A 13,228-nucleotide genomic window follows, 5' to 3' on the forward strand; every position below is an offset into this window, starting at 1 on the left:
GGGCGCCTCCTTTGAAGCAGGTTATCGACTTAAGACGTCAAAGAACAGTTGGTTGCAGCCTTATGGACAATTTACATGGTTACAAGTTGAGGGTAAAGAAATCAAGTTATCGAATGACATGACAGGTGACATGCGTCCATTCACTTCATTACGCAGTGAGGTTGGCTTATCTTTAGGATATGAATTTGGTTTTCACATGGATTCCTCATCGCTTGCGTATATTACAGCAGCATGGTTGCGTGAGAATAAAGATGACAATCAAACGTTAATTAATCAACGCCATCCATTTACCACTGGCTTATCGGGGAATGCAGGTAAATTAGGAATAGGTTTAAGCAGTTTAGTGAGTGAGAAGTTAAAGTTATATGGTGAGGCCCATTATATTAAAGGGCGTAAAACAAAACAGTCCTTTCAGGGTATTTTAGGTGTACGCTATCGTTTCTAACGATATGGTTATTTTTTAATTGATCTCAATGATAATTTTGATAGGAAGCATTTAAGATTATGAAAGAAGATTCAATATTTATTGAGATTCTGTAGCGTATCTTTATGATGGGATGAGCAATTGCAGGTATTTTTATTAAAGTTTTCTTTATAATTTATTCTATGTTTTTGAGAATTTGTGTAGATTTTTGCAGAGTCACTTGGCAAAGGGCTCCTTGCTCGCTATAGAAATGGCTAGAGAATATTATAAATGAAATAAAGGTGGTTAAATGGCTTTAGAGCGTACTTTTTCGATGATTAAACCAGACGCAACCCGTCGTAATTTGACTGGCGCAATTACTAAAATGCTTGAGGATGCGGAGCTACGTGTTATTGCGTCTAAACGTGTCTGGATGAGCAAACGTGAGGCTGAAAAATTTTATGCTGTTCATAAAGAACGTCCTTTTTTTAGTGAATTGGTTGAATTCATGTCTTCTGGTCCAACCGTTGTACAAGTTTTGGAAGGTGAAAATGCAATAGCTAAAAACCGTGAAGTAATGGGGGCTACGAATCCTAGTGATGCAGAAGAAGGGACAATTCGTAAGGTTCATGCTTTATCGATTGGCGAAAATTCTGTCCATGGATCCGATAGTGCTGAAACGGCAAAAACAGAAATCGCCTTTTGGTTTCCTGAGGTAGAAATTGTTGGTTAATAAAGCGTTTATAATAATAAAGCGTATATAAGAAGCAAAAATCCGAAACACTATATTTCGGTTTTTTGCTTATGAGATTATAGATTTTTTTGAAAGCATATGGAGCATTAATCGTTTTTTTAGCTTTTAATATTGCAGCTGCTTTTACGAAAATATAAAGGCTATTTACTCTTTTCTGAGGAGTTTTTATCTACACGCTACCCTTGCTTGTAATGTGCAAAAAAGCATTTTATTGATCTATCATTAATAGATTTAAAATAAATCAATCTTATGCTATTCTCATCTCTTATTTAAGTACAAAAAGATAAATCATCATTATAAAATTCCATACTATTCATAGGATAACGTGTTTTAAACCTGCACGAAAATAATCCCACCCTGTCCACAATGTAAGGAGGGCAGAAATCCACAGCATAGTAATGCCAAACTCTACTGTGTAAGGGAAAATTTTATTACCGGCTGGTCCAGCTAAAAGAAATACAATAGCGATCATCTGTACAAAAGTTTTCCATTTTGCAAGACGAGAGACAGGAACACTAACTTTTAACTCCGCCAAATATTCACGTAATCCTGATACAAGAATTTCTCTGCAAAGAATGATAATAGCTGCCCATAGAGTCCATCCAGCGATGGTACTGTCTGCGGCAAGCAAGAGCAAACAAGCAGAGACGAGAAGTTTATCGGCGATTGGATCTAACATGCGGCCAATATTGGATGTTTGTTCCCAAATACGCGCAAGGTAACCGTCAAGAAAGTCAGTAATGGATGCAACGATAAAAATGGAAACAGCAATCCAGCGAGTGATATCACTTGATTGTAGTCGCCCTTCTAAAAAAAAGCATGCAACAACCATTGGGACTGCAACAATTCGTGCATAAGTTAAAATATTTGGAAAAGAAAAAGTATGATTTTTCATGGAGCCATTTTTAATTCTTGTGAAAGAGAATATATTTCCTAAACGTAACAAGGCGAAGGTTATGAAACAAGCCTATTTTTCATGAAAATGGTTATGAATTTTTTGTGCAATTGTCATAGAAATTCCCGTAACTTTTTTTAAATCTTCAAATGAGGCACTAGCAACAGCTTTGGCACTTCCAAAATGATGAAGCAATGCACGCTTTCTTGTCGGACCGATATTTTCGATTTCATCAAGTGGGTTTTTGAATGTTGCTTTTTTTCGTTTTATCCTATGAGTTCCAATCGCAAAACGGTGTGCTTCATCACGCAGACGTTGCAAAAAATAGAGGATAGGATCACGTGGAGGAAGTGTAAAGGGGGGGATACCTTTTATAAAAAATCGTTCATGTCCCGCATGACGGTCAACCCCTTTGGCGATTCCAACAACTGTGAAGAGATCATTTAATTGTAATTCAGCAAGTATTGCATGTACGCTGTTGATTTGTCCTTCGCCACCATCGATTAAGATAAGGTCAGGCCAAATGGGAAAAAGATCATCATCTTTTATGTTATGACTTCTATTTGGCAGATCATGCTCTTTAATAAGGCGTGACAATCTTCGTTTAATCACTTCTTTCATCATGCCAAAATCATCGCCAGGCGTGATATCTGTTGAGCGAATGTTGAATTTTCGATATTGATTTTTAATAAATCCCATTTGACCAGCAACAATCATAGCTCCTACAGCATTTGTTCCCATGATATGAGAATTGTCATAGACTTCTATCCGGCGTGGAGGAAAAGGTAGTTGGAATGTTTTAGCAAGACCTTGAAGCAATTTTGTATGGGTGGCTGTTTCAGAAAGCTTATGTTCAAGTGCTTCATGAGCATTGAGATAGGCACGATTAACAAGAGTTTTTCGTTCACCTTGTTTAGGTAAAGAGAGGGACACTTTGTGGTTTGCTTTGAGACTAAATGCTTCTGTAAGAAGTGCCTTTTCTTCAATTTCTTCAGATAAAAGGATGCTTTTGGGAAGTGGTTTATCATCGTAAAATTGGGCAAGAAAACTCGCTAAAATTTCAGTGCGGGAAAAAGAGGGATCTGCTTTAGGAAAATAGGCACGGTTTCCCCAATTTTGCCCCATGCGAAAAAAGAACACTTGAATACAGGTCATTCCTTCTTTTTGCGCAATTGCAAATACATCCGCTTCTTTTATTGTTTGAGGATTAATACCTTGATGGCTTTGTATGTGAGAAAGGGCTGATAAGCGGTCACGATAGGAAGCTGCTTGTTCAAAATCAAGATTTTCTGCGGCTTTATGCATAGCTTGAACCATATCGCTTTTAATAGATTGATCTTTTCCCGAAAGGAACGCTTTTGCTCCTTTCACCAGTTCTTTATAATCACTGTCACTAATTTCATGAGTACAAGGTGCAGAACATCGCTTAATTTGATAAAGCAAACAGGGGCGTGTACGGTTTTCAAAAACTGAATCAGTACAGGTTCGTAATAAAAAGGCGCGTTGTAAAACATGAACTGTTTGTGTCACTGCACCAGCAGAAGCAAAAGGACCAAAATAGTGAGCTTTTCGTGTTCGAGCACCACGATGTTTGTAAAGTGCAGGCACTCGATGATCATCTGTAATCATAATATAAGGGAAACTTTTATCATCACGCAGGAGTACATTAAAATGTGGATGCAATCTTTTGATGAGATTGGCTTCTAAAAGGAGTGCTTCTGTTTCTGTATGGGTGACGATAAATTCCATATGATATGTTGCACGAATCATGCGGGTAATACGATTATTGTGTCCTTGTTCACGTGTATAGTTTGAAACACGTTTTTTGAGATTACGGGCTTTGCCAACATAAAGAATATCACCATTTTCACCAATCATCCGGTAAACCCCTGGCTTATGCGGAAGGTGTCTAACAAACTCTTGTATGAATTTGATACCTTGGAACTGATTTTTCTCATTGCTTTGATTGGCATTATGCCATGTAACATTAGAGAGAAAAGAAAGTTTTTCCCGTTCATTTTGCGGACAATTTGTATTATTTTTCAGGACCATTCCGTTTGTTACGAATATGTTGTTTGTTTAATATATGAAATATTCTTTTTTATTAAATAATGATTATTTATGTCTTTATAATTTTTTTCTATAAATAATATCTTATAACATAAGAGTATGATTTTAGAGAGCCGATCTTTCATAAAAAATATGAGAGTTGTTATTCATAAGACAGCTTTATGAATTTGCCCAATTTATCCATTAAAATGATTGAAATAAGAAATCCATGATGATTAAGAGGATAGGCTTTCTAAAAAAAATAATTCACGCTGATCGTTATTAGCTTACCATTATAATATGTTGATATTATCCAAAGAATCAAAGAACTTGATCATTTAATGCCTTTGTATTTTACAACATGATATTTGATTTAGGAAAAATATCAGAGAAAGATCTAAAATAATAGATGTTCTTTTTGAAGCCACTTATGCGTTATTTTGGCATTTTCATCTTGTCCAAGACGGTTGATAAGAAAGGGGCTGAGTTTTTTCATTTCTTCTTCCAAAAGGTAGGGAGGGTTAATAATAATCATACCACTTCCATTCATTGTTGGTGGACTTGAACTTTTTCGGATACGCATTTCAAGTTGTAGAATCTTAGGAATTCCGGTTTGATAAAGCGCGTGAAGAAAACTTTCAATTTCTTTGTCATATTTAACAGGATACCATAAAGCGTAGATTCCTCCAGAAAAGCGACGATAGGCTTTCGTTAATCCATCAATAAGGCGGGAAAACTCTCCAGTTTTTTCAAAGGGAGGGTCAACAAGGATAAACCCACGTTTTTCTTTTGGTGGTACATGAGCATTTAAGGAAAGCCAACCATCTAAATGCAGAACTTTTGTCTGATAATCTCCTGCAAAGTTTTTTGCTAAAATATGATAATCTTCATTGTGCAATTCTATTGCGGTGAGGCGATCTTGTGTCCGTAATAATTGACGAATAAGAACAGGAGATCCAGGATAAAACATAATTTCTTTTTCCCCTTTATTGAGGGCATCAATGATATCACACCATGGACAAAGGAGTGTTCTTAAATCTTCTGGGATAGGAGTTGAAAAAAGTCGTTGGACACCTTCACGCCACTCTCCTGTTTTATGTGCTTCTAAAGAAGAAAGGTCATAAATACCGATTCCAGCATGCGTATCTATAACGCGAAAAGCTTTTTCTTTGCGTTTGAGATATTCTACAATGCGAGTGACAATAATGTGTTTAAAAACATCAGCAAAGTTGCCAGCATGATAAATATGCCGATAATTCATGGAGTAAACTCTATCATATGTATAACTGTACCGGATTATTAGCATAGAATAATAGAATTGATATCCATAAAAATATTCTTATAGAAATCAAACAATACCCTCACTCCCACATTATACACTACAGAAAAAATATTAATGTCATCGGAGCATTTATTCACAAGGCTATTTTTATATTATGAGATTAATCGTTAAAATTTTAAATTTTTTATATGAAAGATAGACAAGAAGAGATCAAATATTTCAATAGAGATATTTATGTTGTAAGAGATTTTTCTTTATGATCGCCGACTCTTCCAGGAAGACTATAAAAAACACTCAATTAACGAGAATATTAGTGAAGTTTTTTGAAAAATTGAAGGCTATCTTTCAAATTCATTCATAAATTTTCTTGTTTAAAGATTAAAGAATTTCAAATGCTTGATAAAAACATTGTTACATTTATAAGTTTTTTAGCAAGCGTAAAATTATGGATGGAGCAATAAAGTGCTGGTGTTATAGTGATGGATTTTTGTAAAAGTGTGAATGAATCTCATTGCTTTAAGCGGAGCCAAAGCTTTACATTATACACGCTAAATGGCTAGGTTATTGTGTATAATGCTAAAATAAAACTTTTGAAAATTGATATGTGCTCTGCAAGCTATCTCAATAAAATGAGGAAGTTTAAACTAAAGTAAATAGGTTTATCTATCTCTAACACTATATTATCGAGCGGCTTTATAAGGTAATCTTATAAAAAAGGCTAGGATAAGAAATTCTTTTTACATGGATTATGCTTCGATGCCATGCTTTTGATTGAATGTAATTTTCTATTAATGCCCATTCTGGTTTCAATACTGAGATAGGTTAAACACATGATATTATGAGAACGCATGCCCAGAATCCTGAGACTTGTAATAGTTAGGGCATGCAGTGGCTTAGAAAGCTGGTTATATGGAGGTACTTTACTGAATAAAGGCGCAAGCTGGTACCTTTTTTATTTTTTAGCAGTATTGCCATACCTCTTGGCACTTGAGTTGGTTCATAAAGTACATTTTTACTCTTTCCGCTAATAGTTTTTATTTACACGACAGATATTTAATTGAATGCGATGATGGCTCATATTTCGTATTGTATATGAAATAATGGATGATAAAATTCCTACCCCAACGCAAAGAATAAATGTTGTGCGTAAGATGATTGTTTTTGAAGAGATTGATGATGTGTTAAGAAAGTTTTTTAGAGATTTTTCTTTCTGATTTTTTTAATTGAATACGTAAAATGTTTTACAGCATGTTATGATTTTTATCAGTAAAGGATAATTTGGCGGAAATGTTTGTAATGATACGTACAACATTGTTTAAAAGGAAAGACATTGGCTATAGTATTTACAGGAAGATGAGTAACCTAAGAGATCAGATGAAGTTATTTTAGAAAAGTTTTTAAGTGTTTTGAACTTTGTATGAAGTGGTTTATCATTTTTGAATGGTTTGTGTTATAATACGCTAAAAAAGGATGAGAGGATAAAAAGTTCTTTTTGCAATAAAAGCGTGTAATTGCTTTTAAATTAAGAAGAAAATATATAAGTAAGATATTATATTTGATACCTCCTTCAGAGGAAGCATGAATAAATGAAATCAAATTTAAAAGCATAAAGTTAGAGAGAATAATGGGTAATATTTTTTCACCAACGCATTTAATTATAATTTTATTGATTATCTTTGTGCTTTTCGGTCGCGGTAAAATTTCTGAATTAATGGGCGATGTTGCTAAAGGAATTAAAGCCTTCAAAAAAAATATGAAAGAAGAAGATGATAGCATTGAGGATAAAGTTGGAATGGCTCCTACTTCCCAAATGATTGATGTAGAATCTCAACAATCTCAGCCGTTATCGGTAAAACATGCAACAGCGCGCAGAAAGGTTTCTTCTGCTTCTAAAAAAAGCAAAACATCTGTTGCTAAAAAATAGTAACAAAAACGCAATCATCATTGTGCAATATTTTTTGATGAGAAAGTCGAATTAAGAGATGTTTGGGATTGACGGACCAGAGTTTATCGTAATCTTACTTGTTCTCATCATTGTCGTTGGACCAAAAGATTTACCTAAAATATTAAAGACAGTAGCAAAGATAAGAGCGTATGTGTATTCAACAGCAAATGAACTTCGTCATCAGTTTGATGATGTAATAAAACAAATCGAGTGCGATGATTTGCAAAAAGTATGTTCGGATATTAGCGATTCAAGCAAGAAGTTGGCAGAAACTTTTGATCCCACTCAAAATATATTAGAGGATATCCACGATAATTGGGATGTTAAGGAAACACATCATAAATCAAAAAAAGATAAAGAAATTTTGGAATGTGATCAAAACGTAACCAATAAAGATACGACAGTATCTATTGCTTCTAAAGATAAAGAAGATATGTCATGAATGTTAAGAAAGATGGAGTTGATGCTCATATGGCACCACTTTTAGAACATTTAATTGAACTTCGTCAGCGAATTATTGCTGCCTTGGTTGCATTTATGATCGCTTTTATGATGTGTTTTCTTGTTAAAGATTATATCTTAAATTTTTTACTATGGCCATATCAGTGGGCAATGAAAATAGCAGGGGGTAATCCTGAGGGTATTCGTTTGCAATCAACGCAAGTATGGGAAACTTTTTTAACGAAGATGAAGCTTTCTGCTTTTGGGGGAATTATTTTATCTTTTCCCTATACGGCTTTTCAGTTTTATAGTTTTATTGCACCAGGGCTTTATAAAAATGAGCGGATGGCTTTTTTACCATTTCTCATTGGGGGGCCTATTTTATTTTGTATTGGGGGAGCGTTTGTTTATGGTCTATTAGCGCCAATAATACTATGGTTTAGCCTTTCTCAACAATTTCTTCCAGATGTTCATTTAAAAATAGAGTTTATAGTGCGTATTTCTGATTATTTGGGCTTTATGACATCATTTATCCTAATTTTTGGTTTGATTTTTCAATTACCTCTTGTCATCAGTCTTTTAACAAAAATTGGATTTTTAACGTCTCATGATTTGGTGTCTAAACGAAAATGGGCTATTTTGCTCTCTTTTATTATTGCGGCAATCATAACGCCGTCGGATTTTTTTACGATGTTTGCAGTGGCTTTACCAACGATAGCACTTTACGAGATTTCAATTTTAATTGCTTACAGTATAGAAAAGAGAAGAAAATCCGCTTAAGAAAAGTGTATAATCTTATGCGATAAGGAATGAATAAAAACAATATAAATGAGGAATTTTTATGCTTGATATTAAGTGGATTCGTGACAATCCTGAGAAATTAGATAAAGCACTCGTAAGTAGAGGTCTTGAGCCACAAGCTGAAAGGTTAATACAACTTGATCTTGCACGTCGCTCGCATATTGCTAAGGTGCAATTGGCGCAGGAACGTCGCAATGCTGTTTCAAAGGAAATAGGACAGGCTTTAGCGGTATCGGATCAGCAAATGGCTGAACGTCTTAGAGCTGAAGTTGAAGAGATTAAAGCTTTTCTTTCCTCTGCAACAGTGGAAGAAAAACAGCTGACGGAGAGTCTTGAGAAAATTCTTTCAGCACTTCCAAATATTCCATTAGATGATGTTCCAGAAGGTAAAGATGAAAGTGATAATGTCGTCATTCGACATTTTGGTACACCTCCAACATTTAATTTTACACCAAAGGAACATTTTGATCTTGGTCAAGATCTCAAGCAGATGAATTTTGAACGAGCTAGTCGTTTGTCTGGAACACGTTTTACAGTACTTTCAGGGGCATTAGCACGGCTAGAACGAGCATTAGGCCAGTTTATGCTTGATGTGCATGTCAATGAGAATGGTTACACAGAAGTCTCAATACCTCTTCTTGTTCGTGATGAGATTGTTTACGGAGCGGCACAATTACCGAAATTTGCTGAAGACCTTTTTCGTACAACAGATGGTCGATGGCTTATTTCCACAGCAGAAGTGCCATTAACCAATTTGGTCAACGATGAAATTCTTGAAATATCAGATTTACCACTGCGATTTTCTTCTTTATCTCCTTGTTTTCGTTCAGAGGCGGGAGCAGCCGGTCGTGATACGCGCGGTATGTTGCGTCAGCATCAATTTTGGAAAGTTGAAATGGTCTCGATTACCAGTGAAGAGCAGTCTTTAATTGAATTGGAACGTATGACTGAATGTGCAGAAGATATATTAAAACGGCTTGATTTGCCTTTTCGCACAGTGGTTCTTTCTACGGGTGATATGGGGTTTGCAGCGCGTAAAACCTATGACATCGAGGTTTGGCTTCCTGGTCAAGAATGTTATCGTGAAATTTCTAGCTGTTCAGTTTGTGGAGATTTTCAAGGTCGTCGTATGAATGCGCGCTATCGTAAAGACGGCGATAAAAAATTGCATTTTGTTCATAGCCTTAATGGTTCTGGTACGGCTGTTGGACGTTGTCTTATTGCCGTACTTGAAAATTATCAACAGGCTGATGGATCAATTATTATTCCAGATGTTTTACAACCTTATATGGGAGGCATGCGCTGTATTACTGCTTAATTTTACGAAAGGAGAGACAATATGCGTTTATTGCCAAGAGGTGATGATACACAGGCGCAAGTTTTTGCCATTTTAAAAGAAGCAGTTTGTCAGTATGATAAAAGTGCACCTTCATTGGAGATTGAATGATACTATGGGGCAAAAGGGTATTTTACAATTTCGTGAGGAGTTAGCCGCTCTTGTACTGAAAATGCGTAGCAAAGGCATTGATGACGTGCGATTTTTTTCTGCATTAGAGAAAATTCCGCGTCAACAGTTTGTTGCTGCTCCTTGGTTCAATAGTGCTTATGATAATAAAGTTATTCCCCTTGAGTGTGGTGAATATATGGAACGTTTGGAAGAACAACTCTTAATTCTTTCGGCATTATCGTTGAAAAAAAGGCATCGTGTCTTAGAAATTGGTACAGGATCTGGTTTTTGTACTGCTCTTATAGCATGTCTGAGTGACCGTGTGACAACGATTGATCGTTATAAAACGCTTGTTGATTTAGCACGACAAAAATTTCAAACTTTAGGAATTGAAAATATTGTTATACGGCAGATTGATGGAAGTCATAGCGTGACAGGCTTAGGATCATTTGATCGCATTCTTATTTGGCCATCACGTTTTGATGAACCAAAGGAATTTTTAGAACTTTTAGCTGAAAATGGAATTCTCATTCAGGCGATAGGACCTGACGAAGGGGTACAAACGGTGACGCGCTATACAAAAATTGGTAGTCGATTTGAGTGTTTAGAACTGTTCCAAGTGCGTTACCAACCTTTTATTAAAGGCATTGCGGAGATACTTTAATTTTTAAAAGCTAAGAAGTTTCTGCGAATTGTCTACGTTAAATTCATTTTGATCTTATATAAAGATATTTATGAATAAAACATCTCATTTTAACTCTTCGGTAATTTAAAAAAGCTTTAATGGAGTGAGTTGATTATTGATGAGTGAGCAAAACGATGTGTCTAAAAGCTTTGGATAATATTTTCCAGCATAATTTTCAGAGAATAACTTTGTTAGCGGTGGTAACTATTGTTGCTGGTTGTAGTTCTGGTACACAGCGTTTTTCCAATACGTTCTCTCATCGTACGGTATCATCTCAATCAAATATATCAAGCACTATGTATACAGACCCGCGAATGCTATCATACGGTAGTGGTATGATACAAAGCACTGAATTGCCACCTGTGGAATCAAGCGATGATTCGTGGGGAGATGATAATTCCCCCTATAATTTTCCACATCAAGATAGGATAACTTCTTCTGATGGTCGCGTTATGGGCTCCCCTCCACGTAATCTTGGAACACTTTCTCGTTCACAAATGGATAAATCTCCTATTTTTCGGCGGAATTCTTATATTGTCCAGAGTGGAGATACACTGCTCAGTATTGCACGACAAGTAGGGGTTAGTGTTGAGGCATTAAAATTAGCAAATGGTATAAACAGCAATTCCATTTATATCGGTCAGGTCCTTGTTGTTCCAAGCAGGCGTACATTAGCAGCTTCAAATGCACACAATAATAACGATTGGGCAGTGTCAACAACAGAATCTGCATCCCAATCTCAAGTGATGTTCTCTATAAAAAACAAGAAGTCCTCTCCTATATATAAAGCTCCTGTAACAACGCCACCCTCTGCAAAGATGAACAAATCAAGTTCTGAGAAAAATTTTTCTAAACAGATGACGCAATTGAAACATGAGACTGGTTTGTCAAGTACTGTTACGAATACAGATAATATGACGACTCCGCAAGCCACAGGAATTTCTAAGATGCGTTGGCCAGTACGAGGGCGTTTATTAAGCCAGTTCGGTCAAAAAAAGGGAACAGTAATGAATCGAGGAATAGATATTGCAGTGCCTGAAGGGTCTTCGGTAAAGGCGGCAGAAAATGGTGTGGTTATTTATGCGGGAGATGGACTAAAAGAGCTTGGTAATGTTGTGATGATTCGACATGAAAATGATATTATCACTATTTATGGATGTAATAGTAAGCTTGTTGTTAACAAAGGACAAAGGATAAGACGCGGTGATGAGATTGCTAAATCTGGTGTTTCAGGAAATGTTAAAACGCCACGTGTCTATTTTGAGATGCGTAAGAATTCATTACCTGTTGATCCCCTTAAATATTTAGAAAACTAATTTATTGATGACTTTTACATTTGAATAGTCTTACAGTTTATAGAAAATTCATGAAAAACAATTGATTTTCTTAAATCAATAACATTGCAGCAAAAAATCATTGGTTTCAGGAAAGTAGTTCGTTGGGGTCGTTAGATATTACCATCTTTGTATTTATGAAAGTGTAAGACAATAGTATCATACTATTTGTCAGCTTTGAGTGTTTAAATTGCTCTTGCATTTGAAAGAAGCATGAAAAAGATATTTTCACGCCTTTCTTAAAAAGTTTTTATCTACAGGCTCATTTAATATGTGTGACGTGCAAGAAAATCGTTTTGATTAATTCAGAAGGTTTGAAATGAGAGCGTTTTATTGTATTTAGATCTGTCATTTGATATCAAAAACGATAAATTATCTATATAAATTAAGTTTGTTCATTAGAAAAATTATCTTGTATAATTTATTGAGTTAGTGAAAAGATTTGTATTGTAGGATATACAATAGGGGAAAGTGAATCTATTTTTTAAGATTTTTCTCATTGTATTTTGGTATTCTGCCTCTTAAGGATTTATTGTATTTTTGTAAAGCTGTGATTAGATTATGTAGTTATTGCTTTTTATGATAAATTCTTTAGGAATTTTTTCTGTATCGGAATTTCATTTTAATAGAGTGGGAAATACCTGAGGTTTAACTATAGGAGATAAAAATGTTTATTACGAACGCTTATGCTCAAGTTGCAGGCGATGTTTCCGGTGGAATTTCATTTGCTAGCGCTGTCCCATTCATTTTAATTTTTGCAATTATGTATTTTTTTATCATTCGTCCACAGCGTGCCCAAATGAAAAAACGCCAAGAAATGCTTAATGCAGTACGTCGTGGTGATACAGTTATAACGGGTGGTGGTATTATCGGCAAGGTTACGAAGGTTCACGACGAGAGTGGTGAATTAGAGGTTGAAATTGGTGAGAGTATGAATATTCGTGTTATTCGCTCAACATTAGCTGATGTGCGTGTTAAAGGTGAGCCGGTTGCAGAAAAAAAATCAAAACTTAATGCTAAAGCAAAAAGACCACAAAAGTCTAAATCTAAAACGACAACGAAAGAAGATATGAGTATCTCTGAAGAGAAAAAAGCTATATCAAAGGAAAATGCATCTTAAGGTGTAATGGCAGTTTATTACATTTTTTAAGCATTTTTATAAAAAGCTTGGCAAGATCAAGACAATTTCATT

General features: G+C 35.3%; 12 protein-coding genes. 9 read left to right on the plus strand and 3 right to left on the minus strand.

All coding sequences use genetic code 11. The features are described from left to right. Nucleotides 1-445: autotransporter outer membrane beta-barrel domain-containing protein (locus ACFIKX_RS05515; RefSeq protein ID WP_375628948.1), on the plus strand; the 445-nt coding region annotated here is incomplete at its 5' end. A 268-nt stretch (nt 446-713) separates the two neighbouring features. Further along, complete coding sequence (ndk, locus tag ACFIKX_RS05520; RefSeq protein WP_375612918.1) at nt 714-1,136, plus strand: nucleoside-diphosphate kinase; 423 nt, start codon at nt 714-716, stop codon at nt 1,134-1,136. 334 nt (nt 1,137-1,470) lie between these two features. On the opposite strand, the gene pgsA is transcribed toward ndk, so the two are convergent. From pgsA to ACFIKX_RS05535, 3 genes are all read right to left on the minus strand, one after another. Further along, the gene (gene pgsA, locus ACFIKX_RS05525) at nt 1,471-2,052 is read right to left on the minus strand and encodes a CDP-diacylglycerol--glycerol-3-phosphate 3-phosphatidyltransferase (RefSeq protein WP_273723320.1); all 582 of its coding nucleotides are present in this window, start codon (nt 2,050-2,052) and stop codon (nt 1,471-1,473) included. Between the two features lie 72 nt (nt 2,053-2,124). Beyond that, on the minus strand, nt 2,125-4,104 hold the full coding sequence (gene uvrC / locus ACFIKX_RS05530) for an excinuclease ABC subunit UvrC (protein ID WP_375628949.1): 1,980 nt from the start codon (nt 4,102-4,104) through the stop codon (nt 2,125-2,127). Between the two features lie 394 nt (nt 4,105-4,498). Beyond that, nucleotides 4,499-5,362 (minus strand): 23S rRNA (adenine(2030)-N(6))-methyltransferase RlmJ, encoded by an 864-nt coding sequence (locus ACFIKX_RS05535; RefSeq protein ID WP_375628951.1) that lies wholly within the window; start codon nt 5,360-5,362, stop codon nt 4,499-4,501. A 1,645-nt stretch (nt 5,363-7,007) separates the two neighbouring features. Between ACFIKX_RS05535 and tatA the strand changes: the two genes are divergently transcribed. From tatA to yajC, 7 genes are all read left to right on the plus strand, one after another. Next, nucleotides 7,008-7,307: a twin-arginine translocase TatA/TatE family subunit gene (gene tatA / locus ACFIKX_RS05540; protein WP_375628953.1), complete on the plus strand. Its 300-nt coding sequence runs from the start codon at nt 7,008-7,010 to the stop codon at nt 7,305-7,307. A gap of 58 nt (nt 7,308-7,365) precedes the next feature. After that, nucleotides 7,366-7,770, plus strand: coding sequence for a twin-arginine translocase subunit TatB (locus ACFIKX_RS05545; RefSeq protein WP_375628955.1), 405 nt, complete (start codon nt 7,366-7,368; stop codon nt 7,768-7,770). Further along, nucleotides 7,767-8,549 (plus strand): twin-arginine translocase subunit TatC, encoded by a 783-nt coding sequence (tatC, locus tag ACFIKX_RS05550; protein ID WP_375628956.1) that lies wholly within the window; start codon nt 7,767-7,769, stop codon nt 8,547-8,549. The genes ACFIKX_RS05545 and tatC overlap by 4 nt, the downstream gene beginning before the upstream one ends. A gap of 61 nt (nt 8,550-8,610) precedes the next feature. After that, nucleotides 8,611-9,888 (plus strand): serine--tRNA ligase, encoded by a 1,278-nt coding sequence (gene serS / locus ACFIKX_RS05555; protein ID WP_375628958.1) that lies wholly within the window; start codon nt 8,611-8,613, stop codon nt 9,886-9,888. A 133-nt stretch (nt 9,889-10,021) separates the two neighbouring features. Next, nucleotides 10,022-10,681 (plus strand): protein-L-isoaspartate(D-aspartate) O-methyltransferase, encoded by a 660-nt coding sequence (locus tag ACFIKX_RS05560; protein ID WP_375606265.1) that lies wholly within the window; start codon nt 10,022-10,024, stop codon nt 10,679-10,681. A 155-nt stretch (nt 10,682-10,836) separates the two neighbouring features. Beyond that, nucleotides 10,837-12,018 (plus strand): peptidoglycan DD-metalloendopeptidase family protein, encoded by a 1,182-nt coding sequence (locus tag ACFIKX_RS05565; protein ID WP_375628959.1) that lies wholly within the window; start codon nt 10,837-10,839, stop codon nt 12,016-12,018. Between the two features lie 685 nt (nt 12,019-12,703). Beyond that, nucleotides 12,704-13,156: a preprotein translocase subunit YajC gene (yajC, locus tag ACFIKX_RS05570; RefSeq protein ID WP_375628961.1), complete on the plus strand. Its 453-nt coding sequence runs from the start codon at nt 12,704-12,706 to the stop codon at nt 13,154-13,156. Nucleotides 13,157-13,228 lie beyond the last annotated feature (72 nt).

This window comes from Bartonella sp. CM86QHHN (assembly GCF_042194695.1).
GTDB lineage: Bacteria > Pseudomonadota > Alphaproteobacteria > Rhizobiales > Rhizobiaceae > Bartonella.